General features: G+C 52.5%; 22 protein-coding genes. 14 read left to right on the top strand and 8 right to left on the bottom strand.

Going from position 1 to position 24,824, the window contains the following annotated elements; genetic code table 11:
- Positions 1-50 precede the first annotated feature (50 nt).
- The 4 genes from YERSI8AC_RS15055 to YERSI8AC_RS15040 are packed head-to-tail and all read left to right on the top strand — an operon-like array spanning position 51 to position 3,732.
- Positions 51-1,076, top strand: coding sequence for a TRAP transporter substrate-binding protein (locus YERSI8AC_RS15055; RefSeq protein WP_159177006.1), 1,026 nt, complete (start codon positions 51-53; stop codon positions 1,074-1,076).
- Positions 1,077-1,132: 56 nt separating this feature from the next.
- Positions 1,133-1,645, top strand: coding sequence for a TRAP transporter small permease (locus YERSI8AC_RS15050; RefSeq protein ID WP_159177005.1), 513 nt, complete (start codon positions 1,133-1,135; stop codon positions 1,643-1,645).
- Complete coding sequence (locus YERSI8AC_RS15045; protein WP_159177004.1) at positions 1,642-2,940, top strand: TRAP transporter large permease; 1,299 nt, start codon at positions 1,642-1,644, stop codon at positions 2,938-2,940. The genes YERSI8AC_RS15050 and YERSI8AC_RS15045 overlap by 4 nt, the downstream gene beginning before the upstream one ends.
- 45 nt (positions 2,941-2,985) lie before the next feature.
- The gene (locus YERSI8AC_RS15040) at positions 2,986-3,732 is read left to right on the top strand and encodes an SDR family NAD(P)-dependent oxidoreductase (RefSeq protein WP_159177003.1); all 747 of its coding nucleotides are present in this window, start codon (positions 2,986-2,988) and stop codon (positions 3,730-3,732) included.
- 498 nt (positions 3,733-4,230) lie between these two features.
- Here the strand turns inward: YERSI8AC_RS15040 and YERSI8AC_RS15035 are convergent, their stop codons facing one another.
- A complete protein-coding gene (locus tag YERSI8AC_RS15035) occupies positions 4,231-5,478 on the bottom strand; it encodes a dicarboxylate/amino acid:cation symporter (protein WP_009287993.1) in 1,248 nt (415 codons plus the stop codon).
- A 419-nt stretch (positions 5,479-5,897) separates the two neighbouring features.
- Between YERSI8AC_RS15035 and serS the strand changes: the two genes are divergently transcribed.
- On the top strand, positions 5,898-7,175 hold the full coding sequence (gene serS / locus YERSI8AC_RS15030; protein ID WP_138800526.1) for a serine--tRNA ligase: 1,278 nt from the start codon (positions 5,898-5,900) through the stop codon (positions 7,173-7,175).
- Here serS and YERSI8AC_RS15025 read toward each other — a convergent pair.
- On the bottom strand, positions 7,120-7,977 hold the full coding sequence (locus YERSI8AC_RS15025) for an SIMPL domain-containing protein (protein WP_022522891.1): 858 nt from the start codon (positions 7,975-7,977) through the stop codon (positions 7,120-7,122). The two genes, serS and YERSI8AC_RS15025, sit on opposite strands and share 56 nt — an antisense overlap.
- Before the next feature lie 204 nt (positions 7,978-8,181).
- Here YERSI8AC_RS15025 and YERSI8AC_RS15020 point away from each other — a divergent pair, with 204 nt between their 5' ends.
- Positions 8,182-9,285 (top strand): AI-2E family transporter, encoded by a 1,104-nt coding sequence (locus YERSI8AC_RS15020; RefSeq protein WP_138800528.1) that lies wholly within the window; start codon positions 8,182-8,184, stop codon positions 9,283-9,285.
- 68 nt (positions 9,286-9,353) lie between these two features.
- Here YERSI8AC_RS15020 and trxA read toward each other — a convergent pair whose 3' ends face one another.
- Positions 9,354-9,677 carry a thioredoxin gene (trxA, locus tag YERSI8AC_RS15015; protein WP_007113240.1) on the bottom strand — a complete coding sequence of 108 codons (324 nt, stop codon included), beginning with the start codon at positions 9,675-9,677 and terminating at the stop codon, positions 9,354-9,356.
- A 391-nt stretch (positions 9,678-10,068) separates the two neighbouring features.
- Between trxA and cysB the strand changes: the two genes are divergently transcribed.
- On the top strand, positions 10,069-11,043 hold the full coding sequence (cysB, locus tag YERSI8AC_RS15010) for an HTH-type transcriptional regulator CysB (protein WP_009287995.1): 975 nt from the start codon (positions 10,069-10,071) through the stop codon (positions 11,041-11,043).
- 14 nt (positions 11,044-11,057) lie between these two features.
- Here cysB and YERSI8AC_RS15005 read toward each other — a convergent pair whose 3' ends face one another.
- Together YERSI8AC_RS15005 and pabB are read right to left on the bottom strand one after the other, a co-directional pair.
- Positions 11,058-11,678: a phosphoadenosine phosphosulfate reductase domain-containing protein gene (locus YERSI8AC_RS15005; protein WP_022522893.1), complete on the bottom strand. Its 621-nt coding sequence runs from the start codon at positions 11,676-11,678 to the stop codon at positions 11,058-11,060.
- Positions 11,679-11,795: 117 nt separating this feature from the next.
- Entirely contained in the window at positions 11,796-13,151 is a 1,356-nt protein-coding gene (gene pabB, locus YERSI8AC_RS15000; protein WP_138800529.1) for an aminodeoxychorismate synthase component I, read from the bottom strand.
- Between the two features lie 233 nt (positions 13,152-13,384).
- On the opposite strand from pabB, the gene YERSI8AC_RS14995 reads away from it, so the two are divergent.
- The 6 genes from YERSI8AC_RS14995 (at position 13,385) to prpD (ending at position 21,944) form a co-directional block, all read left to right on the top strand.
- Positions 13,385-14,128: a GntR family transcriptional regulator gene (locus YERSI8AC_RS14995; protein ID WP_022522895.1), complete on the top strand. Its 744-nt coding sequence runs from the start codon at positions 13,385-13,387 to the stop codon at positions 14,126-14,128.
- Positions 14,129-14,176: 48 nt separating this feature from the next.
- Positions 14,177-15,067 (top strand): methylisocitrate lyase, encoded by an 891-nt coding sequence (gene prpB, locus YERSI8AC_RS14990; RefSeq protein ID WP_022522896.1) that lies wholly within the window; start codon positions 14,177-14,179, stop codon positions 15,065-15,067.
- Positions 15,068-15,299: 232 nt separating this feature from the next.
- Complete coding sequence (gene prpC / locus YERSI8AC_RS14985) at positions 15,300-16,427, top strand: bifunctional 2-methylcitrate synthase/citrate synthase (RefSeq protein ID WP_159177002.1); 1,128 nt, start codon at positions 15,300-15,302, stop codon at positions 16,425-16,427.
- A 67-nt stretch (positions 16,428-16,494) separates the two neighbouring features.
- Positions 16,495-19,104, top strand: coding sequence for a Fe/S-dependent 2-methylisocitrate dehydratase AcnD (acnD, locus tag YERSI8AC_RS14980; protein WP_138800532.1), 2,610 nt, complete (start codon positions 16,495-16,497; stop codon positions 19,102-19,104).
- A gap of 101 nt (positions 19,105-19,205) precedes the next feature.
- Positions 19,206-20,405, top strand: a complete 1,200-nt coding sequence (gene prpF, locus YERSI8AC_RS14975) for a 2-methylaconitate cis-trans isomerase PrpF (RefSeq protein ID WP_138800533.1) — start codon at positions 19,206-19,208, stop codon at positions 20,403-20,405.
- Positions 20,406-20,459: 54 nt separating this feature from the next.
- Positions 20,460-21,944: a 2-methylcitrate dehydratase gene (prpD, locus tag YERSI8AC_RS14970; RefSeq protein WP_159177001.1), complete on the top strand. Its 1,485-nt coding sequence runs from the start codon at positions 20,460-20,462 to the stop codon at positions 21,942-21,944.
- A 78-nt stretch (positions 21,945-22,022) separates the two neighbouring features.
- On the opposite strand, the gene YERSI8AC_RS14965 is transcribed toward prpD, so the two are convergent.
- Positions 22,023-22,304: a ComEA family DNA-binding protein gene (locus tag YERSI8AC_RS14965; RefSeq protein ID WP_022522901.1), complete on the bottom strand. Its 282-nt coding sequence runs from the start codon at positions 22,302-22,304 to the stop codon at positions 22,023-22,025.
- A gap of 271 nt (positions 22,305-22,575) precedes the next feature.
- Between YERSI8AC_RS14965 and pyrF the strand changes: the two genes are divergently transcribed.
- Positions 22,576-23,277 carry an orotidine-5'-phosphate decarboxylase gene (gene pyrF, locus YERSI8AC_RS14960; protein ID WP_027958440.1) on the top strand — a complete coding sequence of 234 codons (702 nt, stop codon included), beginning with the start codon at positions 22,576-22,578 and terminating at the stop codon, positions 23,275-23,277.
- Between the two features lie 30 nt (positions 23,278-23,307).
- Here pyrF and lapB read toward each other — a convergent pair whose 3' ends face one another.
- Both lapB and YERSI8AC_RS14950 read right to left on the bottom strand, forming a co-directional pair.
- Positions 23,308-24,513, bottom strand: coding sequence for a lipopolysaccharide assembly protein LapB (lapB, locus tag YERSI8AC_RS14955; RefSeq protein WP_009288003.1), 1,206 nt, complete (start codon positions 24,511-24,513; stop codon positions 23,308-23,310).
- Positions 24,514-24,819, bottom strand: coding sequence for a LapA family protein (locus YERSI8AC_RS14950; protein ID WP_027958442.1), 306 nt, complete (start codon positions 24,817-24,819; stop codon positions 24,514-24,516).
- Positions 24,820-24,824 lie beyond the last annotated feature (5 nt).

Below are 24,824 nucleotides of genomic sequence, written 5' to 3'. Positions count from 1 at the left end.
TCACACAAGAGCGGGTTAAACGCTTAGTTTGTGTTAAAGGAGAACAAACAATGATTTTAGAAAAGACTATGTTGCACAAAACAACAGTTCTATTGTTGTCAGGAGCTTTGTTTACCGTCATTAGTGGTTGCTCGAATGAAGATTCTGAGCAAGCTTCCGCAAGCGAAGAAACAGTGAAGTTGGTAGCTGCGACGATTACACCTAAGAACTCACTGCTAGCGAGAGCGCTTACAGCATTTGGCGAAGAAATTGAAAGTCAGAGTAACGGAGAGATCGAAGTCACCGTTCACACTGATGGAACCCTAGGCAACGCCTCAAGCTTATATCAGTCAGTCATCTCTGGTGATATTGATATGATCTACTCAGACTCAGGCTGGTTCGCTGAACAAAATCCCGTGTTTGAAGTGCTGGGTGCTTATTATCTGTTTAAAGATAGAGAACATTTCGAATCTATCGTGAATACAGAAGGTGAACTTTCATATTTCGAGGATTTGCTTCTAGAAAATCCTGGTTTGAAGACAGTTATGTATGAGGGCGGCCTGGAAAGAAATATCATTAGTACCTTCCCCATTAATTCTGTTGAAGACCTAGAAGGGCAAACAATGCGCAGTGGCACAGGGTCTACTGAGCTTGAGTGGTGGCGTAACTTAGGGGCTGACCCCACGAGCATTGCCTTTAACGAAGTATACTCTGCGCTACAAACAGGCGTCGCAGATGGGTCGCAAAATAGTTTAGATGCAATGATTCAACAGCGGTTTGGCGAAGTAGCCAAATACATAGCTAGAACACAGCACCGTTTAGATCTTGGTTTTGTGGTCATGAATAACGAACGATATGAAGCATTGTCTGGTGAACATAAAGACGCAATCGAAAGAGCACGGGATGTCGTTCAGCCTGAATATATCAGTAAAGCTTTTGAAAAAACTGAAGAAGATATCGCAACGTTAGAAAATGATTTTGGTGTGAGTTTTACAGATCCTGATCGAGAGAGTTTTATTGAAAGATCGCGGGTTCAGTTAAATGAATTGGCTGAAAAATATGATGTGGAAGATGTCGTTAACGAAACCTTTAACTGATAGTGAGTTTGTACTGCCCTAAGGTTTGAGGGTAGTACCTCTTTGGAGGTTGTGACATGTGGAATGAAAAAATTAATTCTTTACTGTTAAGATCGGTATCATTGATAGGTATGTTCATGCTGGTGCTAATTTCAGTAACGTTGTTTACTGGGGTGATCACAAGGTATGTGTTCTCTTATTCCATACCGGAGCTAGAGGTGTTAAGGAAGTTTTCTCTACTGTGGCTTGTTTTTTTGGGGTCTGCTATAGCAGTAAAGGAAAAGGCACATTTGGAAATTGACATACTCTCGGATTATTTGAGCGAAAGAGGAACTAAAATAAGAGATGCCATCGTCTATTTTCTTACTCTTGTGGGTATTGTGATACTGGTTTTTATTGGCGTTGCTGCTTTCAAGTCAGGGTTGGTTAGGTCGGAATTAGTATCGATTCGATTTCTTTCTTCGCAGCCTTCCCTAATTTATTATTATTCAGCATTCTTGGTGGGCTCGATACTCATGGTTTATTTTCATTTGCTCAATGCTAGGGGCTTGTTTTTTAAGAAACATAAAAAAGAGGTTCAAAGTAAATGATTTTGCTGACAATCATTTCTGTTTTCCTTGTTTGCTTGTTGATTGGCGTTCCTGTTGCGTTCAGTATAGTTATCGCTGCAGCGATTCCTATCATCTTCGAGCCGCTCGTAAGCTTGACTCAAGCTAGTTCTGTTATGATCGAGTCCTTTTCAAGCTTTACACTGTTAGCGATCCCGCTATTTATTTTTTGTGGTGCGTTGCTCAACCTAACAAAAGTAACAGATGACTTAATTTATATATCTAAATCCTTAGTGGGTAACTTGAAAGGCAGCCTGGCACATATAAATATTGTAACGAGTGTGTTTTTTGGGGCTATATCGGGCTCTTCAGTAGCAGATGTTGCATCGCTAGGCCGAATTTTAATACCTGCCATGGTAAAAGCAGGTTACAGCAAAGAGTTTGCAGCAACGATAACCGCTGCATCTTCTACCATAGGGTCGATAATACCTCCTAGTATTTTATTAATAGTGTATGGTGCTTTATCACAGACCTCTGTCGCTTCGTTGTTTATAGCAGGGATTATTCCAGGGGTTCTGATTGGTGCAACCCAAATGTTTTACGCCTACTATTATGCTCATAAAAATAATGTTGGGCCTGTGAGTAATGAACTTCTTGGTTTAAGTGAGGATGATAAGCTTTCCAAGCGGTTGGCGATCAAGAAAAGCATTTTTCCCGTTAGTTTGTTTTTAATTGTCATTGTGGGGATAATGGCAGGTGTATTCACCGCAACGGAAGCCGCCGCGATTGCCGTGGTGTATGTATTTGTTGTGGCCTTCTTTATTAAAAAGGAAAGAAGCTTTAAAAATTATAAAGAAGTTATGCACAGGGCTGTGACGGATTCAGCCTCTATCTATATATTGATTGCCGCTGCTTCGTTTTTATCTTGGGTCTTATCTTATTATCAAGCGCTAGATCCAGTCATTAGTTTTATTATTGAAAATGATTTTAACGCCTTTACTTTTTTATTAGTGCTGGTGTTGCTGTATTTTATCCTTGGTACCTTTATGGAGCCAAATTCAGCCATGCTAATCTTTGTGCCTATGTCCGTTCCTGTTATACGCGAATTAGGCGTTGATCCGGTTGTTGCAGGTATTGTAACGGTGATGGCTATTCGGCTGGGGACGGTAACGCCGCCTTATGGGTTGTCTACTTTATTGTCAGCAAAAATAGCCGGTACAAACGTACTGAAAATGATGAAACATATTGTCATTTTTGTCATTATTTACCTTGTGTCTATACTTAGTATTATTGTATTCCCGAAAATTGTGACATTCCTACCGGACTTGTTGATGTAATAAGCCATCAATTAGTAATTGAATTCATTTTTGAGGTTAATGGCGATGATGTTAGCTGATAAGGTAGCGATCGTAACGGGTGCTAGTAGAGGTATAGGCAGGAGTATTGCTAATACGCTGGCTGAGAATGGAGCCTCTTTAACTATTGTTGGTACAAACTTAAAGCTGTTAAATGAAGTTTACAGCGATGTGGAAAAAATGGGAAGGGAGTGTCTGGTTTTTGCTGGGGATGTTACTAATCCTGAAACTGCAGAAGAGGTTTCTAAGAAAACAATAGGACTTTTTGGGAAGATTGATATATTGGTAAATAATGCTGGCATTAATATGCGCAGCGCTACTTTAGATGTTGAGTTAGAAGATTGGCATCATGTAGTCGATGTTAACCTGAATGGAAATTTTTATTTCAGCAAGGCAGTTTTATCTCATATGGTCGAGAGGGGTTGCGGTAAAATTGTTAATGTTAGTTCTAGTACTGCTAAGTCGGGGCATAAGAATGCTGCCCCTTCATATGGAGCATCTAAAGCTGGTGTTGATTACTTAACAAGGCATCTTGCTCTTGAGATGGCAAGGTATAATATAAATGTTAATGGTGTTAGTCCTGGTCCTATTGAAACCGATATGATTAAACAATGGTCAGATGATTACTTTGAAAAAGTCACATCTAATGTGCCTTTGAAAAGATTAGGAACACCTAAAAATGTAGCAGATGTTGTGCTTTTTCTTGCGTCCAGTATGTCTGATTTTCTCACTGGAGAAACTATTAATGTTAACGGTGGGACTTATATGAATTGATGTTTTCGTGATTGTTTTGATGCTTGGAATTTTTCTTTATTCCTGGGTTTGGAGCTTGAAACTGTCCATCGTCAACTGAGTCTCCAAATGAACAAGGGCATTGGCCCTGCTTCGTAGATGTTCTTTATCACGTCAATTTGAACGGTATCCAAAGTCTTTAGCACTCCGAAAGAAGCTGTACGAACAACGCGAGACAACGTGATGGCATGTATCGGCATTGATGCCAGCAAACTGAAGTTTGAGCCCGTGGCAAACCAACGTTATTGGTGTTGGAAGCGGCTATGCGGAATTGGCGCATATTGCGTTTGGCGTGTTGAAGTCCCAAAGTAAATATTAACTGCAAGGAGGGTAAATCCCCCTTGCAGTTGCTATCGAGAGACGGTATCAAAGCATCCCTGCCTACACCTAGCATTTGCCGGGTGTTTTTCTGTGACGGGATGCTTGCTGATCGCATAATGAGTTGCGCTTCTTTACACGCTATAAATGCCTGAGTTCATACTAGCGGCGGTTGTAGATCTCTTCATTGAGCTCCCCTTCGCTTTTACCTACCAGGGTTGTCACCATCAAATCACCGGCAACGTTGACGCTGGTGCGTGCCATATCAAGGATCCTATCAATCCCCGCGACCACGGCGATAGCTTCCAGCGGCAGACCAACCTGGGCCATCACAATCGAGAGCATAATCAGGCCAGCGCCTGGTACGCCTGCGGTACCAATGGAGGCCAGTGTGCCGGTGGCGACAATCATGCCGTAATCCATCATGCTCAAATCAGTGCCAGTCATTTGGGCGATGAATAGCACGACCACGCCCTGGTAAAGCGCGGTGCCATCCATATTGATGGTGGCGCCTACCGGTAACACAAACCCTGAAACCCCTTCGGAAACGCCCAGGTTCTTCTGCGCGCAACGTATAGAGACCGGCAGGGTGCCCGCAGAAGAAGCGGACGAGAACGCCACAACAATAGCGTCCAGACTGCCCTGCAAATAGCGCATGGGGTTTAGCCGCCCCAGTAGCGAGATCAAACCCGAGTAGATCACCAGCACGTGAAGAATGCTGGCCAGGTACGCCACGCCAATCAACTTGGCCAGCGGCAGCAATATCTCTAAACCGTACTGTCCGGAGACGTGGGCGATTAAGCCAAATACGCCGAAGGGCGCAAACGCCATCACAATGCCGGTGAGCTTGTACATTGCCTCGGCAAAGCTATCGAAGACCTTCATGACCGGCTCGCCTTTATCGCCGATCAACGTCAGCGAAATACCTAAACCAATGGCAAACACAATGATCTGCATAATGTTGCCGTTGGCCAGGGCGTCCAACGGGTTACGCGGCACTAAGTTAACCAGAATAGAGACCAGCGATGGCGCTTCGTTAGCGGCCACTTCAGAGTCAAAACTTAAATCAACGCCCACGCCCGGCTGCAGCAGGGTGGAAAGTACCAGACCAATGGAGATAGCAAAGGCGGTGGTGACCAAATAGAGCGTAATGGTACGCGCGCCAATACGACCCATTTTCTGGGGGTCGCGCATTGAGGTAATACCCACCACCAGAGTGGAAAACACTAGTGGCACAATCAGCATCATAATGGCGTTAATAAAAATATCGCCCAGCGGTTTAAACACGCTGGCGGTCTCACCTAATAGCGCGCCTGCCAAAATACCCAACGCCAAGCCGGCGAGAATCTTCTTCCATAGGGCAATTCGTCGCCACCAGGCAAACTTTCCTTGCTGTGCTGTCTCCTGCACTGCGCTTCTCCTGTCAAAAGTGTTAAAACCTATTATTTATCGATTCGTTAGACGAATCGGCGGGCACTCTATCACTTTTGGCTAACGGGCTGGGATGGATATGCCGAGTGGTCATAGCACATACAGTCGATTCGATAACTGAACCTTGCTTAGCGATAGTGCAAACTTATTACGTGCCGCTACCTTCTAGCAGCGCTATGCGCTGCATTCGCGGGTGCGCCGTAGGCTTACCACGCGCTACTGGAGTGTGGCGTTAGCTAGTGCTGACTTCTCTGGTGCTGGAGCCTTTTAGCGTAGCTAAACGTGCGTCTGGTGATACCGGCCATAGCTCCTCGCCGCGCTTTTGCCTACAATAGACCCCTTTATGCACGCGCATTGGCGCGGTGCTTTTATTGTTTTCAGGCCAAGGGACAGGATTCATGCTCGATCCGAAACTGCTGCGCGGTGATCTTGACACGGTTGCTCAACAACTGGCCCGGCGGGGCTTTGTGCTTGATAAAGCGGGATTGCAGGCGCTGGAGTCGCGTCGCCGCGAGCTGCAAACGCAAACCGAGCAGCTGCAAAATGAGCGCAATATGCGCTCCAAAGCGATTGGTAAAGCCAAAGCCAACGGTGAAGATATTCAGCCGCTGCTGGATGAAGTCAGCGATTTAGGCGATCGCCTGGATAAAGCCAAGCGCGAGCTAGCCGACGTCCAGGAAGAGTGGGACGACGCTATCAGCGGTATTCCCAACCTGCCCCATGAAAGCGTGCCGGAAGGCAAAAGCGAAGACGAGAATGTCGAGCTGCACCGCTGGGGCACGCCGCGGGAGTTTGATTTCGAGGTGTTGGATCACGTTGATCTGGGTAAGCAGTCGGGTTATCTCGATTTTGAGCTGGCGGCTAAAATCACTGGCGCTCGCTTTGCGGTCATGCGCGGGCCGATAGCGCGCCTGCACCGGGCGTTGGCGCAGTTTATGCTGGATACCCAAACCGAACAGCACGGCTACGAAGAGTGCTACGTGCCGTATATGGTCAACCGCGATTCGCTGATGGGCACCGGCCAACTGCCGAAGTTTGGCGAAGATTTGTTCAAGTTGGACGATGAGCGCGAGTACCACCTGATTCCCACTTCAGAAGTACCGCTGACCAACTTTGTACGCGATGAAATTGTCGAGCAGGCAGCGCTGCCGATGAAGCTTACCGCACATACGCCCTGTTTCCGCTCCGAGGCGGGCTCGCACGGGCGCGATACCCGCGGAATGATCCGCCAGCATCAGTTCGATAAAGTCGAGATGGTGCAGATTGTGGAGCCGGAGAAGAGCTACGAAGCGTTGGAAGAGATGCGTGGTCATGCAGAGGCGATCCTGCAGGCACTGGCGTTGCCGTATCGCGTAGTGACGCTATGCACTGGGGATATGGGCTTTGGGGCCACGAAGACCTACGACTTGGAAGTGTGGCTGCCCAGCCAGGAGACTTACCGGGAGATCTCGTCTGTCTCTAACTGCGAGGATTTCCAGGCCCGGCGTATGCAAGCGCGGTATCGCCATCCGGATTCCAAAAAGCCGCAGTTGCTACATACGCTGAACGGTTCAGGGCTGGCGGTTGGTCGTTGCCTGCTGGCGGTGCTTGAAAACCACCAGCAGGCAGATGGCTCGGTGATTATTCCTGAGCCGCTACGTCGCTATCTGGGCGGCGTGGAGCGTCTGGCCCTTTAAGCGCCCACTCAACGCTAACCCCGGCATCAATGCGGATGGTGCCGGGGCTGTAATCGCTGGCGGCACTGGATTGACTGGCGCCAGCGGCATCGCTTTCTGCACGCATCGCCATCATGCGCGGCTGGAAGATAGGTGATTGCGTCTCTTCAATGCGCTGCACATGACCAAGCTCAGCATCTAAGCTGTCGGCCATCAGGTTTGCTTTGTGTTGCGCTTTCTCCAGCGCTTTGACCAGCGCTTCGTCAGTGGCAGCGTCGCGGTCTTGTAGGTCAAACTGCACGCCATCCAATGAGTTAACACCAGCGGCTATTAGCGCGTCTAACACCTCGCTTAACTGACCAAGGTCGGTGAGTTCGACGGTGATCGGGCGCTCAAGACGTGTGCGCTGCAGGGTCTCATGCTCGCCATCTTCATTGCGTGGCCCTTGAATATGCTCAGGATAGACATTTAGCGAGCCTGCATTGATGGCATTGCGTTCAAGGCCGGTGGCTTCCATTTGTTCGATTAATTCGCTGGCGCGGGTCTCTAAGCGCTCGCGGGCATCGCTAAGTGCGCTACTATCGCTCTCTTCCAAGGTGGAAAGGGCGGGTGTGTTTTCCCACAATCGTGCATTCAGGGTGGCCTTGTCGGGTTCTACCTCAACCCAAGACTGCGCTTGAACATGCAAGCTTGGCTGGGGCGGTGTTGACGGTGAAGCGTGTGCAAAAGGAGCGCTAAGGAGTGCCAATAGAGCGCCGCCTAGTAGGCCATTGCGTAAACGTTTAGAGCCTGGTTTTTGAAGGTTAGCTGGTATGGCTTGCATAAATGTTTTCCTTAGTGAGCGGGCAGTGGCGCCGCCAAGTTAAAACCGGGTATAAATCATTCAAGTAGACGTAGCTTTGAAGCGAAGTAGAAAAGAAAGTTCAGCACGGAAGAGTGGTCGCAAAACAGTTGCTTATTATTTGCACGGTTTGTGCAATATGCCGAATGCAGCCATTATATATGGACAACAAGCTAGGGATAGATTATGTCGAACTTGTCGGACGAGGATTACCGCAGTATTCCCCTCAATGCCACCTTGGCGCTCGCTGCGCTGGTAGTGATTATTGCAGGAATGAAAGCAGGTGCTGATTTATTAGTGCCGCTGCTGCTCGCAATATTTATCGCAGTAGTATGTACCTCTCCAGTGCAGTGGCTGCATCGCTGTGGGCTGAGCATGCGGCTGTCAGCCTTGTTAACCCTGATGGTGTTGCTGGCGTTTATATCGCTGATTGGCCTGCTAGTGGTCAATAGCTTTAGTACCTTCGTGACGGCGTTGCCGGAAATAGAGTCGCGGCTTTATGAACAGTATTGGAACTTGCTCAATGCACTCTCCTCTCGAGGGTTAGCGATTAATCCTGACCAGATCAACTCGCTCTTTGAGGGGGAAGATGAAGGCTCCTGGATGCCGGCGCTATTGAGTCAGCTTGGCAACCTCTTTATGCAGAGCATCATTGTTGGACTGCTGGTCATCTTCATGCTGTTCGAGACGTTGAATGTGCGCGATAAAATTTCCCGCGCACTGGAAAATCCGGCACCTAGCTTGAAGCGTTTTAGTGAGTTCAGCTTAACGCTGAAGCGCTATCTAGCCGTAAAAACCATGATTAGCCTGGCCACCGGGGCGCTGGTATGGCTCTCTTGCATGATTGTAGGCGTGGATTTTCCGCTGTTGTGGGGCGTGTTGGCCTTTGCGCTCAACTTTATTCCCAATATTGGCTCCGCGCTGGCGGCGATACCCCCCGTGTTGCTGCTGCTGGTCTCCCAAGACGGCGGCGCTTTTCAAGCGTTACTGCTAGCCTCTGCTTATTTGGTCATCAACTTTGTGCTCGGCAATCTGATTGAACCGCGGGTAATGGGGCAGGCGTTGGGGCTTTCTACATTTGTGGCGTTTTTATCGCTGGTGGTATGGGGGTGGATCTTTGGTGCGGCGGGGATGCTACTTTCGGTGGTACTAACGATGACGTTGAAGATCGCACTTGATAGTCACCCACAAACACGTTGGATCGCTAGGCTGTTAGGGCCTGGAAAGCGCCGTGTAAAAGATATTCGGGTAAGCGATGCGAGTCTGCCGCCGTGGAAGCGCAAAAATTAGGTAGGAAATTTAGCGAAGGCGTGTTACCGCCGACAGAGTCGGCGGCTATTACAAGTGCTACACATTCATCAGGCGTTTTGTTCGATGAATTGCGTCAGTTGTGACTTAGATTGCGCGCCAACCAGTGAAGCGACTTTGGTGCCGGATTTAAACAGCATGACGGTAGGTACACCGCGGACGCCTTGCTCGGCAGCAATTTCTGGTGCGTCGTCTACATTGACACTAACAACTTTCAGGCTTTCCTGACGTTCTGCAGCTACTTCATCAACGACCGGGGCCATGACCTTGCATGGGCCACACCAGGGCGCCCAGAACTTCATTAGCACAGGCTGTTCAGCGTTGAGGACTTCTTGCTCAAAATTGGCGTTGGTGACATCAACATTATTAGCCATTTGCTTCTCCCGTTTGCGTTGCTCTTACTGTTTCGTTGCCTCAAATGGAGCAACGGTCATTACGCGATCCATTGGTGCTCTTTCAGTGCGCCTCGTGTCTATCGCGACAAGTGTGGGCAGATGTTAGCGGGCGCGAAGGTTGCTGGCAAATTTCCTGCACAGTGAGTTAACTAAATAGCAGAAATTAAAGGGTGCTGGTAGGGCGTTTTTTTTATAATATAAAAGTATTATTTTGGTGTTTTTTATTCTATATGGTGCTGTAGAGTGCCGAGTGTGACGACACGATCCGTCAGACGTGATGTGGCATCAGCGCCTGTGTGTGCTTAACGATTCGGCCTACATCAAGATACGGTCTACATAGATCTGTATAGAGAATAAATAAGGTGAGGATATGAAGCTACAACAGCTCCGCTATATCTGGGAAGTCAATCGACATAACCTGAACGTCTCGGCCACAGCGCAAAGTCTATTTACCTCACAGCCGGGGATCTCTAAACAGATACGTTTGTTAGAAGATGAGCTTGGCGTCGAGATTTTTGCGCGCAGTGGCAAGCACTTGACACGTGTGACGCCTGCTGGGCAGTCAATTATTGACCTGGCCGGGCAGGTACTGCGTCTCACCGAAAACATCAAGCAGGTGGCTCAAGAGCATAGCGATGAGCGCCGCGGTAGCCTGGCCATTGCTACGACCCATACCCAGGCCCGTTATGCGCTACCGCCCATTATCAGCGAATTCACCCTTAAATATCCTGATGTGGCGCTGCATATGCAGCAGGGTACGCCCAAGCAGATCGCACAGATGGTCAGTGAAGGCCAGGCCGATTTCGCCATCGCGACCGAGTCGCTGGAGCTATTTACCGATTTAGTGCTGCTGCCCTGCTATCGTTGGAACCGCTGCGTACTGGTGCCTAAAGGGCACCCGCTAGCCACTCATCAGGGCCCGTTGACCCTGGAGGCGCTCGGTGAGCATCCATTGGTTACCTACGTGTTTGGGTTTACCGGTCGCTCGCAGTTAGACGATGCCTTCAAAGCGAAAGGGTTAACGCCCAATGTGGTGCTAACCGCCGCCGATGCAGACGTGATCAAGACCTACGTACGGCTGGGCATGGGGGTTGGCATTGTGGCGCATATGGCTGTGGACGAGGCGCTTGATGATGACTTGGTGGCACTGGATGCAAGCCACCTGTTTGCCAGCTCTACGACAAAAATTGGTATCCGTCGTGGCACCTTTATGCGCGGTTACATGTATGATTTTTTGGAGCGCTTTGCGCCTCATTTAACCCGCGACCGGGTTGATGAAGCATTAACGGCAGGCCCGCGCCATGAGCAGTCGTTGTTTGACGACCTGGACCTGCCGGAGTATTAACCCGCAGTGTGGAGTTAGTGCTGCAAATGTAGCCCGCACTCGCGCTTCTCTTCCACCTTGGTAGGGTCGAAGTAATCGAAGTTATTGGGCAGATTATGCGCCTGTAGATACTGGTACATATCTTTGGCGCTCCACTGCAGCAACGGGGCAACTTTCAATAGGCCATCGCTGTTGCGACTAACCGGCTGCATTTTTGCGCGCTCGGGGGTGTCCTCAGCGCGCAGTGCGGTGAACCATACGTCGGGCTGCATTTCACGCAGCGCACGCTCGAAGGGCTCGATTTTAACTTCCTGAGTAAAGGCTGCGTGGCGCGGGTCGTCGATACCCGGCATGGGGCCTTCCAGCGCCTCGCGGTGGGCGCGCGTGCGCCGGGGTACAAAGCTCACGATGTTCAGGTTGAGTTGTTGAATCACTTCGTCAGCGAATTGATAAGTTGCTTCGGTGTTGTAGCCGCTGTCCATCCACACAATGGGTATATCCGGGCGCACCTGGGTCACCATATGCAGAATCACCGCCTCAAAAGGGCGAAAGTTGGTGGTGCAAATAGGTCGTGCACCCTGGGTCAGCGCCCACTCAACTAACCCTTGAGGATTATTTGCGAAATCTCTGTTAATCGCTTCAAGCTCTGAGGACATACTGCCTCCTAATCGGAAATTAAATAATACTGACTAGGCTACCAAACAGGAGGCAGCGAACCCCAATACCGTTTAGTTTGGCTTTTATATTCCTTTTTGATATAGAGCTCGCACTGCTTATTCCAAAGCGCCAATAAGGTGGCGAATTTTATCCAGAGTCTCGGTGTACTCTTCGTCCGCTTGAGAGTCTGCTACTAAGCCCCCTCCGCCCCATACATGCAGTCTTCCCGCCTCGGCAACCATAGTGCGAATAGCGATGGAGGTATCCATGCTGCCACGTACATCGACATAGCCAAGGCTGCCGCAATAAACACTGCGTTGGCAGGGTTCTAGTTCATCAATGATCTGCATTGCACGAATTTTAGGTGCACCGGTAATTGAGCCGCCAGGAAAGGCCGCCTTAAGCAGTGCCAGCGGGGTGTAGTTGCCGGCCAGCGTTCCCTGCACCACGCTAACTAGGTGGTGCACGTTAGGGTAGCTCTCTAAGCGACATAGCTGCGGAACGCGAATGGAGCCTGGCTGGCAGACGCGACCCAGGTCATTGCGCAGCAGGTCAACGATCATCACATTTTCAGCGCGATCTTTAGTGCTGCTCAATAGCTGTGCCGCCAGCGCCTGATCCTCTTCATGTGTGGCCCCTCGCGGGCGGGTACCTTTAATCGGCCGTGTTTCGACCTCGCCGTTGCTGCACTGAATAAACCGCTCGGGTGAAAGTGACAGTACGGCCTTATCGCCCCAGGCCATAAAACCTGAATAGGGTGTGGGGGTCGCTTTGCGTAACTGCAGGTACGCCTGCCACTCATCCCCTTGGTAGTCGGCATAAAAGCGTTGAGCCAGGTTGATCTGATAGCAGTCACCCGCGCGAATATAGCGCTGCACGGCGTTAAAGCGTGCGACATATTGGGTGTGGCTAAGTTCTGCTTTAAAGCTATTCGTTAATGTAAACGCGCTAGTTGGCTCTGGCGTCTTGGTAAGCCAGCTTTCCACCTGCTCACGACGCTGCGGGGTGGCGATTAACCACGCCTGCTGGGCCATGTGATCCAGGGTGATACACCAGTCGTAAAGCCCCAAGCGGGCTTGCGGTAAGGTGACCGGGCTTGCCTGAGCACTCTGAACCGATAAGGTTTTACGCCCTAAATCGTAGCCCCAGTAGCCTATTAGCCCGCCTAGAAAAGGGAGTTCACTGGTTTTATTAGGGATATCCAGTTGATCCAGTAGCCACTGCTGAAGGGCAAACGCATCGTTAGCTATGTGCGCCGGCGGGCTAAGCTGATCTGACGCAATACTCGCTTCGCCATGATGAGCAACTTCCAGCGTAGCAAGCGGGTCGCTGCTGATAATATCAAAGCGACCAGTGGCGATAGGGCGGCCACTATCGAGCAGCACCGCGCCGGGCCTGGCACGTAGGCAGGCGAATATTCCCAATGGGTCGGGTGAATAGGGCAGGGCAGTTATCGTCAACGCCTGGTTCATTAAGCAAACGCCTGGCCGGTAAAAGGGCTGCATATGTTAGAGGTCGTTGAAGATCGGCACCAGTCGCACGATTGACGCATTTCTCACGCTCGGAAGAGGATTGTTGACACTGTTTTTGCAGCTAGACTTTTTGCCTACAACGAAAGATGTATAAAGTCGCTTTATAAGCAGGTTGACGGCGGTGGTTCGCGGGGCTAAAGTTTCGCTATGTTTCTAATTGTCGACAATTCGCCATGAGCTTACCTGTTTCTTCTTCTTATTCCGATTCCTCGCCGCATGAAATGGCAACCCCTGAAGTACGCACGCTCGCCGAGCGGGTATTTCATCAGTTGCAGGATGCCATCGTACGCGGCGAGCTTGCTCCCGGCAGTAAGATCACCGAGCCGGGATTGTCTAAAACCTACGGTATTTCACGTGGGCCGCTGCGCGAGGCGATGCGCCGCCTGGAAGCACACCGCCTCATCGAGCGGGTTCCCCATGTGGGCGCAAGGGTGGTTAAGCTCTCAATGAAAGAGCTTTTAGAGCTGTTTGACCTGCGTGAAGCCCTGGAAAGTATGGCGGCGCGCTTGGCGGCTGAGCATATGTCACCGGCAGAGGTTCAGGGTTTGCGGGATGTGCTGGCGCTGCACGAAGGTCAGGCGGATTTAAAGCGTGGCGAAGCTTACTACCAGCGCGAAGGCGATCTCGATTTTCACTACTGCATCGTTCAGGGCAGCCACAACAAAATGCTAATGAACCTGCTCTGTGATGACCTTTACTACCTTGTGCGCCTTTATCGCACTCAGTTCAGTGCTAGCGGCACGCGACCGCAGCGCGCCTTTGTGGAACACCATCGCATTGTTGATGCCATTGAAGCTGGCGATGCGGAGCTGGCCGAGCTGCTCATGCGCCGCCATGTCAGCGCCTCCCGCGCCAATGTGGCGGATCGCTATGCAGCGACCCTCGAACAGTCAGCATCTAAATCGCAAAGCTCTTAATCACGCAGCTAAAACATAACTAGAAATTAGCAATAGGAGAAACACCCCATGTCCCAGATGACTCCCGGCGCCCGGTTTCGAGCCGCGCTTGAGGCTAACCGTCCGCTGCCGATCTTAGGCACCATTAATGCCTATACAGCGCTAATGGCCGACAAGGTTGGCCATCAAGCCATTTACCTCTCTGGTGGCGGCGTAGCTAACGCCTCGTTCGGCTTGCCGGATCTGGGCATGACGACCATGAATGATGTGGTGGAAGATGCCCACCGTATCTGCGGCGCTACCGAGCTGCCCCTGCTGGTGGATATCGATACCGGTTGGGGCGGTGCCTTCAATATTGCACGCACGGTAAAAGAAATGCAGCGCGCTGGCGTGGCCGCGGTACATATGGAAGACCAGGTGGCTCAAAAGCGCTGTGGACACCGCCCCAATAAAGCAATTGTCTCTCAGCAGGAGATGGTCGACCGCATTAAAGCTGCCGCCGATGCCAAGATCGACCCCGACTTCTATTTGATTGCTCGCACCGATGCGTTTCAAAAAGAGGGGCTTGATGCTGCCATTGAGCGTGCCAACGCCTGCGTTGAAGCCGGTGCAGATGCCATCTTCGCTGAAGCGGTTCATACCCTGGATGATTACAAAGCCTTCTGTGAACGGGTCAATGCACCCATTTTGGCTAACATCACCGAGTTCGGTGCTACTCCGCTGTTTACTCAAACGGAGCTTGGCGAGGTTGGCTGCCGCATGGTGCTTTACCCGCTCTCGGCCTTCCGCGCCATGAACGCTGCGGCACTGCAGGTCTATCAAAGCATCCTCGACAACGGCCACCAAAAAGACGTGGTGCCGCTGATGCAAACCCGCGACGAACTCTACGATTTTCTCAATTACCACGACTTTGAGCAGAAGCTGGACGCGCTGTTTGCCGAGAAAGGCGATGACCAATAAACCGCCAGTTAAGATGAAGCGCAGTTGGAAATGATTTCTTCTGCAAACTGGTGAGAGGACAGGTTGAAGCGAGGGTCTTTTGTCATGGATGACAAAAGTAGCGCCCAGGGAGGGGTTCACAGCGCCCTCGCGGAAACCTGTCCTCTCACCAAGATAGCTTTGCCGAAAGTTTAATGAACGACCTTATTCATAAATCGATAGTAAAAATAAAAGCAGTAATAGGAGACACACCATGGCTGATAAACCCGCAACAGGAGCAGGACTGCGTGGCCAGAGCGCTGGTTCCACCGAGCTGTGTACGGTAGGTAAAACAGGCTCAGGCCTGACCTACCGCGGATTTGATATTAAAGAGCTGGCTGAAAAAGCCAAATTCGAAGAGGTCGCTTACCTGCTGTTAAAAGGCAAGTTGCCTAATCAGGGTGAGCTAGACCACTACATCAGCAAGCTCAAAAGCCTGCGCGGCTTGCCCGATGCATTAAAAACGGTACTTGAGCAGATCCCCAAAGACGCTCACCCGATGGACGTAATGCGCACCGGCACTTCAATGCTGGGCAATCTAGAAACCGAGGAGAATTTTGATCAGCAGCAAGATGTTGCTGATCGGCTGCTGGCGGTGCTGCCCTCGATTATTTGTTACTGGTACCGCTTCTCCCACGACGGTGTGCGCATCGATACCGAAACGGATGATGACTCAGTAGGCGGGCATTTCCTTAATATGCTGCGCGGTGAGCCCGCCTCTGAACTGCATGCGCGGGTCATGAACGTATCGCTGATTCTTTACGCCGAGCACGAGTTTAACGCCTCTACCTTTACCGCAAGGGTATGCGCCTCGACGCTTTCCGATATGCACTCCTGCGTGACCGGTGCGATTGGGTCGCTGCGCGGCCCACTGCATGGCGGCGCCAACGAAGCGGCCATGGCGATGATCGAGGATTGGCAGTCGCCGGAAGAAGCAGAAAGCAAGATCATGGGCATGCTGGAGCGTAAGGATAAAATTATGGGCTTCGGGCATGCGATTTATCGCGAGTCCGACCCGCGCAACGCGATTATCAAGCACTGGTCCAAGAAGCTCTCTGACGATGTGGGTGATAAGGTGCTTTACCCGGTTTCTGAGCGGGTCGAAGAGGTCATGTGGCGTGAGAAGAAGCTGTTCTGTAACGCAGACTTCTTCCACGCCAGCGCATACCACTTCATGGATATACCCACCAAGCTGTTTACGCCGATTTTCGTCTGCTCTCGGCTGACCGGCTGGGCGGCGCACGTATTTGAGCAGCGCGCCAATAACCGCATTATTCGCCCTAGCGCCGATTACACTGGCCCCGAGAAGAGCGAGTGGGTGCCGATAGAAGCGCGAGACTGAACCGCTTGCTGCCCGGTGACTTGGACACCGGGCTTTTTTCAGCCCCCTTCTTGTGAGTCTGCCTGCTATGAATACCCAATACCGTAAACCGCTGCCTGGCACAGAGCTTGAGTTTTTTGATGCTCGCGAGGCGGTGGAAGATATCCAGCCCGGTGCCTATGCACAGCTGCCCTATACCTCTCGTGTGCTGGCGGAGCAGCTGGTGCGTCGCTGTGATCCTGAATTGCTCACCGATGCGCTAAAACAGTTGATTGAGCGCAAGAGTGACCTGGATTTTCCTTGGTACCCCGCGCGTGTCGTCTGCCACGATATCCTAGGCCAGACTGCTCTGGTCGATTTGGCCGGGCTGCGTGACGCTATTGCCGAGAAGGGTGGTGACCCCGCCAAGGTTAATCCTGTAGTGCCCACCCAGCTAATCGTCGATCATTCACTGGCAGTGGAGCACGCAGGGTCGGAAGAGGGCGCCTTCGAGAAAAACCGCGCCATTGAAGATCGCCGCAACGATGATCGCTTCCACTTTATCAACTGGACTAAGACGGCATTTGAGAACGTCGATGTGATTCCCCCCGGCAACGGCATCATGCACCAGATTAATCTGGAGAAGATGTCGCCGGTGGTGCAGAACCGCGACGGCATTGCCTATCCGGATACCTGTGTGGGTACCGATAGCCATACGCCCATGGTCGATGCCCTTGGCGTTATCTCCGTAGGTGTGGGTGGTCTGGAGGCCGAAAGCGTCATGCTGGGCCGTGCCTCCATGATGCGCCTGCCGGATATCGTCGGCGTGGAGCTGACCGGCAAGCTGCAGCCCGGCATTACCGGCACCGATATGGTACTGGCGATTACCGAGTTCCTGCGTAAAGAGCGGGTGGTTGGTGCTTACCTGGAGTTCTACGGTGAAGGTGCCGACGCGCTAACGGTCGGCGATCGCGCCACTATCTCCAATATGACCCCCGAATACGGCGCGACCGCGGCGATGTTCTACATCGATGGCCAAACTATCGACTACCTGAAAATTACCGGCCGTGAAGATGAACAGGTGGCGCTGGTCGAAACCTACGCCAAGCACACCGGCCTGTGGGCGGATAGCTTGACCGAGGTTGAGTACGAGCGGGTACTGACCTTTAACCTCTCGTCGGTAACCCGCACCCTGGCGGGGCCCTCCAACCCCCACGCCCATTTGCCAACTTCAGAGCTTGCCCAACGTGGTATTGCTGTTGGGCTTGAGGCGGCACAGGCGGAAGAGAAAGCGGGCAAAATGCCCGACGGCGCGGTTATCATCGCCGCCATTACCAGCTGCACCAATACCTCTAACCCACGAAATATGGTCGCCGCCGGGCTTATCGCCCGTAACGCCAACCGGTTGGGTTTGCTGCGTAAGCCGTGGGTGAAGTCGTCGCTGGCGCCGGGCTCGAAAACCGTCAAGATGTACCTGGAAGAAGCTGGGTTGATGAGCGAGCTGGAAAACCTCGGCTTTGGGGTTGTGGCCTACGCCTGTACCACCTGTAACGGTATGTCCGGGGCGCTGGATCCAAAAATCCAGCAGGAGATTATTGAGCGTGATCTCTATGCGACCGCCGTGCTTTCCGGCAACCGTAACTTCGACGGCCGTATCCACCCCCATGCCCAACAGGCCTTTTTGGCGTCTCCGCCCCTGGTGGTCGCCTACGCCATTGCGGGTACGATTCGCTTTGATATCGAAAAAGACGTCCTGGGCGTGGATCAGGCGGGAAATCCCGTCACTTTGAAGGATATCTGGCCAGCGGATGAAGAGATCGATGCGATTGTTAAATCGTCGGTGAAGCCGGAGCAGTTCCGCCAGACCTATATTCCCATGTTCGATCTGGACAAGAGTGCCCGCGCTCAGGTCAGCCCGCTATATGACTGGCGGCCCCAGAGCACCTATATTCGTCGCCCGCCTTACTGGGAGGGCAATATGGCTAAAGTGCGCACTCTGAAAGGTATGCGGCCGTTGGCGATACTGCCGGACAATATCACCACCGATCATCTTTCACCCTCCAACGCGATTCAGTTGAACAGCGCGGCAGGGGAGTACTTGGCCAAAATGGGCCTGCCGGAGGAAGACTTCAACTCCTACGCCACCCACCGCGGTGACCACCTGACTGCCCAGCGCGCTACCTTCGCCAACCCGAAGTTGTTCAACGAGATGGTGCGCGATGCCGACGGCAACGTTAAACAGGGCTCGCTGGCGCGGGTAGAGCCGGAGGGCCAAGTCACCCGCATGTGGGAGGCGATTGAAACCTACATGGCCCGCAAGCAGCCGCTGATCATTATTGCCGGGGCGGATTACGGTCAGGGCTCCTCACGGGACTGGGCGGCTAAAGGCGTGGCGCTGGCGGGCGTGGAAGCGATCGCCGCCGAAGGCTTTGAGCGTATTCACCGCACCAACCTGATCGGGATGGGGGTGATGCCGCTGGAGTTTGAGCCCGGGACTACGCGTATGACACTGGGCCTGGACGGCACTGAAACCTTTGATGTCGAAGGCGCCGTTTCGCCAGGGGCGATGCTCACCCTGGTGATCCACCGCCAAAACGGTGAAAGCGAGCGGGTTACGGTGAAGTGCCGTTTGGACACCGCCGAGGAGGTGTCTATTTACACTGCTGGTGGTGTACTGCAGCGTTTTGCTCAGGACTTTCTTGAGTCCACGGCGGCTTAATTGAAACGGCCTAGCTGGCGAAGAGAACCCGGTGCCTTTAGCTTTTCGAACCTAGCTTTTCGAATCAGGCTTAGAGCACCGGGTTATTTTTAGGAGTGGTAATGATGAGCGAGTCAGTTCAAAACAACCGTGTGCCGCAGATAAAAATTCCAGCCACCTATATGCGCGGCGGCACCAGTAAGGGCGTGTTTTTTAAACTAAGCGACCTACCCGAAGCGGCCCAGCAGCCAGGCGTGGCGCGGGATCAGTTGCTACTGCGTGTCATCGGTAGCCCTGACCCTTACGAAAAGCAGATTGATGGTATGGGGGGCGCCACTTCAAGTACCAGCAAGACGGTGATTCTGTCTGAAAGTGAATCGGCAGAACACGATGTGGATTACCTGTTCGGTCAGGTCTCCATCGACAAGCCCTATGTGGATTGGAGCGGTAACTGCGGCAACCTCTCCGCGGCGGTCGGCCCTTTTGCGATTAGCAATGGTCTTGTTGACCCTGCACGTATTCCTGAAAACGGGGTGGCCGAGGTACGCATTTGGCAGGTGAATATACAGAAAACCATCGTCTCACGGGTGCCTATCGTCAATGGCGAAGTGCAGGAAACTGGCGATTTTGAGCTGGATGGCGTGACCTTTCCTGCTGCCGAGATTCCGGTGGCCTTTATGGATCCGGCCGATGGTGAGGGAGCCATTTTTCCCACCGGTAATCTCATTGATCAGCTTGATGTGCCAGGCGTGGGGATATTGAAAGCAACCCTGATTAATGCCGGTATTCCCACCGTGTTTATTAACGCCGCCGACATTGGCTATACCGGCGCCGAGCTGCAGGATGCCATCAATGGTGACAGCCGGGCGCTTGAGATGTTTGAAACTATCCGTGCCCATGGTGCTGTGCGCATGGGGCTAATCAGTGATGTCAGCGAAGCGGGTAAACGACAGCACACGCCCAAAGTGGCTTTCGTAGCGCCGCCGGCGGATTACGTATCATCGAGCGGTAAAAACGTACTGGCGACGAATATCGACCTGCTGGTGCGAGCGCTCTCCATGGGCAAGCTGCACCACGCCATGATGGGCACCGCCGCCGTTGCCATTGCTGCGGCGGCGGCCATTGAAGGCACATTAGTGAACCTGGCCGCCGGTGGCGGTAAACGAAACGAGGTCACCTTCGGGCATCCTTCCGGCAGCCTGCGGGTGGGAGCTGAGGCAAGCCTGGTGGAAGGGCGTTGGCATATCGAACAGGCACTGATGAGCCGCAGCGCGCGGGTGTTGATGGAAGGATTTGTGAGAATTCCTGGTGACAGCTTTTAGGACGCATTCCTTGGGCCATACTGAGTAGGTGATTCAACAGTAGGAGATAGATCCATGTCTGCCACATCCGAAGCCAATGAGCGGCCCGATTACGACCCCGAGCTACAGGCTATTGCCGATTACGTACTCAATTATCAGGTGGCGTCCGATGAGGCATTGGAAACCGCCCGCTACTGCTTAATGGATACGCTTGGCTGCGGGCTGTTGGCGCTGCGTTTTCCAGAGTGCACAAAGCACTTAGGCCCGATAGTGGAGGGCACGGTAGTACCGTTTGGGTCGCGGATACCGGGCACCCCGCTTCGCCTTGACCCGGTTAAGGCGGCGTGGGATATCGGCTGTATCATTCGCTGGTTGGATTATAACGACACTTGGCTTGCCGCCGAGTGGGGGCACCCTTCCGATAATCTTGGTGGAATACTCGCCGTGGCTGACCATCTGTCTCAGCAACGAGTCGCTAAAGGCGAAGCACCCCTAGTGATGCGCGATGTGCTCAACGCCATGATCATGGCTCATGAGATTCAGGGGGGGCTGGCGCTGGAGAATAGCTTCAATCGGGTTGGCCTCGATCACGTGGTGCTGGTGAAGGTCGCCTCTACGGCGGTGGCCGCCAAGCTGTTGGGCGCCAATCGTGAACAGTTGCTCTCGGCGCTTTCACACGCCTGGGTGGATGGTCAGAGCCTGCGCACCTATCGTCATGCGCCAAATGCTGGTTCACGTAAAAGCTGGGCCGCAGGGGACGCCACCTCACGGGGCGTGCGCTTAGCGGATATCGCCCTGCGCGGTGAAATGGGTATTCCCAGCGCGCTCTCGGCGCCCCAATGGGGCTTCTACGATGTGCTGTTCAGTCATGCCAACAAAGATTTGAGCCTCAAACCGGAAGCTGACCGCCGCCTACGCTTTCAGCGGGAGTTTGGCAGCTACGTGATGGAGAACATTCTGTTTAAGATCTCCTTCCCCGCTGAGTTTCACGCTCAAACCGCCTGTGAAGCCGCCGTGACGCTCCATCCGCAGGTGAAAGACCGCTTGGCCGATATCGAGAAAATCGTGCTCACCACCCACGATTCGGCTATTCGGATTATTTCCAAAACCGGCGCACTCGCCAATCCGGCGGATCGTGACCACTGCCTGCAATACATGACAGCGGTGCCGCTTATCTTTGGTGCGCTTACCGCCGAGCACTATGAAGACAGCTTTCATGCAGCTCATCCGCTAATAGATGAGCTGCGTAATAAAATGGTGGTAGAAGAAAACGCCGAGTATTCGGCGGATTACCACGACCCTGAGAAGCGCTCTATCGCTAATGCAGTGCAGGTGTTTTTTAGCGATGGGAGTGCGACCGATAAAGTGACAGTGGAGTATCCGGTCGGCCACCGACGTCGTCGGGAAGAGGGGATGCCGCTATTGGTTGAAAAGTTTGAGCGCAATCTGGCAACTCGCTTTCCGACAAGTCGTTGCCAAAAAATCGCCGAGCTGTGCAGCCATCAAACAACACTTGAAACGATGCCGGTACACAAATTTATGGATATGTGGATGATTTAACGTGCGCTATTCACAGTGCCCGGTGCTTATACACACCGGGCACTGTGGTGTTAACGAGCGACATGCTCTCCAATGAGGCTATTCAAATGTCACTTGATCGCGCATGCGGTCAACGGTGGCAGGCCCAATGCCGCTGACGCGCTCAAGATCTGCAGCGCTTTCAAAGACGCCGTTGGTTTCGCGCTCTTCAATGATCGCGTCGGCTCGGCTGGGGCCGATCCCTGGTAGTTCGGCCAGCAGTTCAGCATCGGCAGTATTGACGTTAATCGGGGCTACATCTTGTGCCAGCACGCCACTGGAAAGCCCTAAGCTAATGCTAAACAGTAGTGCGGCCAGCATTCCTTTAAGTGTCATTTTCATATGCAATGATCCTTTTAATAGCGTTGGTTTTTTGTGTTTACACATGCGACGTCGTGTAGAGGTTTCTACCTGTGCCCGCGTTATCAGTGGGCAAGATAAACGCCGCTGCACTTGTTAACTTAGCCTTATTTAAAGCGTGTTTATGTCAGCGATATATGACAGCAGTTGTAAGATTTTAGCTATGGATATATGGCAAATGGCTTACATGATGAGGGCGCGAGGAGTAGGGAGAGGCTGATATAATGGTCAAAAACGTACTTGGAGTAACGTTGTGGTCACCGATTCCCCGATTATTATTGCCCTTGATTACCCGTCGCTAGACGCCGCGCTATGCATGGCTGATCAGTTGGATCCCACCCGATGCCGTGTGAAAGTGGGTAAAGAACTGTTCACCCGTAGCGGCCCGGCAGTGCTTGAGGCGCTGCATGGGCGCGGGTTTGAGGTGTTTTTGGATCTTAAATTCCACGATATTCCCAATACCGTTGCCAGCGCTGTGCAGGCGGCGGCGGAGCAGGGCGTGTGGATGGTCAACGTACATGCCAGCGGTGGGCGGCGGATGATGGAGGCGGCCGTGCAACGTCTGGATCAGAATGCCTTAACGACCCATCTAATCGCCGTTACCGTATTGACCAGTATGCAGACCGATGATTTGGCAGAGCTGGGTATTAAGGCACCACTCGCCGATCACGTGGAGCGCTTAGCGCTGCTGGCGAAGCAGAGTGGCTTACAAGGAGTGGTCTGCTCGGCCCAGGAGTCTGCGCGAATCAAAACGCTATGCGGTGAGTCGTTCTTGAAAGTGACCCCTGGTATTCGGCCAAGTTTTGCAGTCGCTAATGACCAACAGCGGACGATGGGCCCCAGTGAGGCTATGGCTGCGGGAAGCAGCCACCTGGTCATTGGTCGCCCCGTCACTCAGGCTGACGACCCCATGGTAGCGCTTGAGGCGATTGAGGCGGAGCTAGAGGGGCACTAAATATTTCTGCATACCTTAGCTTTGCGAACACTATTCGCCCTCCACGCCAATGACCGGCTTAATCGTGCCCCAGAAGCGGCAACTGGGGCACTGCCACTGTAACGCGTCGCTAGCAAAGCCGCAGCGCTGGCAGCGATGACGCGTGCGGTTAAGCAGCAGCGCATCGGTATGATGTTTTAGTAACAGTAGGCGCGTATCCGGGGAAGGTTTTCCACTAAGGCGCTGGCTTTCAATATACAGATCGATCAAATAATCCAGCCCGCCTAAACTCGGCACGGCGCGCAATCGCTCACCAATCAACTCAATCGCTTTGTCGACGCCGTCACGCTGATGAACGAGCTGACCTAGGGCAATAATGGTACTGGTGTAAGGCGCTAGCTCAAGCAGGCGATAGAGGTGCGCTTCGTAGCCGGTGTCATCATTATTGCGCATATAGGCGTGCTTAAGGGCAGGCAGCATGGTGGGGATATGCGCTATCTCCTGGCCGGGGATGTTGTCTAATCGCTCAATAGCGCGGGCATAGTGCCCGTTGTCCATCTCTAGTTCGGCCAGCATCAGGGTGGCGCGAACGCATTTCTCATCCAGCTGCAGGGCTTTTTTGAGATGCTTTTTCGCCAGAGGTCGACTGGCTTCACTAATTTCTTCCAGTGCCAGCTCGCATAGCCAGTGCGCCGCGGGGCGACGCATCTTAGGATACTGTTTAAGCAGCGGCTGAATAACGTCAAGGGCTTGCTGCCACGCTTTTTCACGCTCTAATAAGTCGACGAGCAGCTGTTTGGCAGCATAGCGGTGATCATCATCACCGCTATGCTCCAGCAGGGTATTGAGTAGCCGCTGGGCGCGGTCATGAACACCAAGCGCCATAAAATCCCGAGCAAGTTCAAGCTGGATCTGTTCGTTGGTGTGCTGCGAAAGGGCTGGGCGAGCCAATAGGTTTTGGTGAATGCTAACGGCTTTGTCGGCCTCGCCGCGGGCACGAAACAGCTTGCCGAGGGCGATATGGGTGTGAACCGTGTCACTGTTGACCGCTAGCACGTTGATAAAAGTATTGATCGCTTCGTCGGGCTGCTCATTAAGCAGGTAATTAAGCCCGACGAAGTAGTCCCGGGAGAGGCCTTGAGACGAGGCCGCAGGCGGATGGGTGCGATGTCGGCGGCGTAAGGCTTGGCGATAACCTAACCCGTAACCAATGGCAATGGCGACCAACAGTACGCTTAGCAGCGCGACATCCAGCATTTATGCCAGTTCCTTAAACTCCTGGGTGCGTAGGCTATCGAGCTCTTTACGCTGCTGCTTATTCTGGCGCTGGCTGCGGGCCAGGGTGGCTTTTAACCGCACGTAGACACCTAGCATGGCGAGCATGCCGAGTATGACGCCAAACACCAGGGTCGCGAGTAGCCAAACCGAGAGTGATACCGCTGGCAGCTCCAGCCAGATAAGGTTTAAGGCAATGGTTTGCTGATTATTAACGGCAAACAGAATGCCTACCAGCACTACTATCAGCAAAATAACGGCTAAAATCAGCCCTTTGATCCAACGCATGTGAG

This window comes from Halomonas sp. 113 (genome assembly GCF_904067645.1).
Taxonomy (GTDB): domain Bacteria; phylum Pseudomonadota; class Gammaproteobacteria; order Pseudomonadales; family Halomonadaceae; genus Vreelandella; species Vreelandella titanicae.
The sequence above is the reverse complement of the archived record's forward strand: the minus strand, read 5'-3'. Positions and strand labels throughout refer to the sequence as shown.

Bases quoted from the DNA above. Each gene is read 5' to 3' on its own strand.
- YERSI8AC_RS15045 (WP_159177004.1), top strand. From the start codon at position 1,642: ATGATTTTGCTGACAATCATTTCTGTTTTCCTTGTTTGCTTGTTGATT.
- acnD (WP_138800532.1), top strand. From the start codon at position 16,495: ATGAATACCCAATACCGTAAACCGCTGCCTGGCACAGAGCTTGAGTTT.
- cysB (WP_009287995.1), top strand. From the start codon at position 10,069: ATGAAGCTACAACAGCTCCGCTATATCTGGGAAGTCAATCGACATAAC.
- prpB (WP_022522896.1), top strand. From the start codon at position 14,177: ATGTCCCAGATGACTCCCGGCGCCCGGTTTCGAGCCGCGCTTGAGGCT.
- YERSI8AC_RS15055 (WP_159177006.1), top strand. From the start codon at position 51: ATGATTTTAGAAAAGACTATGTTGCACAAAACAACAGTTCTATTGTTG.
- YERSI8AC_RS15020 (WP_138800528.1), top strand. From the start codon at position 8,182: ATGTCGAACTTGTCGGACGAGGATTACCGCAGTATTCCCCTCAATGCC.
- YERSI8AC_RS15050 (WP_159177005.1), top strand. From the start codon at position 1,133: ATGTGGAATGAAAAAATTAATTCTTTACTGTTAAGATCGGTATCATTG.
- prpD (WP_159177001.1), top strand. From the start codon at position 20,460: ATGTCTGCCACATCCGAAGCCAATGAGCGGCCCGATTACGACCCCGAG.
- trxA (WP_007113240.1), bottom strand. From the start codon at position 9,677: ATGGCTAATAATGTTGATGTCACCAACGCCAATTTTGAGCAAGAAGTC.
- YERSI8AC_RS14965 (WP_022522901.1), bottom strand. From the start codon at position 22,304: ATGAAAATGACACTTAAAGGAATGCTGGCCGCACTACTGTTTAGCATT.
- YERSI8AC_RS14950 (WP_027958442.1), bottom strand. From the start codon at position 24,819: ATGCGTTGGATCAAAGGGCTGATTTTAGCCGTTATTTTGCTGATAGTA.
- YERSI8AC_RS14995 (WP_022522895.1), top strand. From the start codon at position 13,385: ATGAGCTTACCTGTTTCTTCTTCTTATTCCGATTCCTCGCCGCATGAA.
- YERSI8AC_RS15040 (WP_159177003.1), top strand. From the start codon at position 2,986: ATGATGTTAGCTGATAAGGTAGCGATCGTAACGGGTGCTAGTAGAGGT.
- pabB (WP_138800529.1), bottom strand. From the start codon at position 13,151: ATGAACCAGGCGTTGACGATAACTGCCCTGCCCTATTCACCCGACCCA.
- serS (WP_138800526.1), top strand. From the start codon at position 5,898: ATGCTCGATCCGAAACTGCTGCGCGGTGATCTTGACACGGTTGCTCAA.
- prpF (WP_138800533.1), top strand. From the start codon at position 19,206: ATGATGAGCGAGTCAGTTCAAAACAACCGTGTGCCGCAGATAAAAATT.
- YERSI8AC_RS15025 (WP_022522891.1), bottom strand. From the start codon at position 7,977: ATGCAAGCCATACCAGCTAACCTTCAAAAACCAGGCTCTAAACGTTTA.
- prpC (WP_159177002.1), top strand. From the start codon at position 15,300: ATGGCTGATAAACCCGCAACAGGAGCAGGACTGCGTGGCCAGAGCGCT.
- YERSI8AC_RS15005 (WP_022522893.1), bottom strand. From the start codon at position 11,678: ATGTCCTCAGAGCTTGAAGCGATTAACAGAGATTTCGCAAATAATCCT.
- lapB (WP_009288003.1), bottom strand. From the start codon at position 24,513: ATGCTGGATGTCGCGCTGCTAAGCGTACTGTTGGTCGCCATTGCCATT.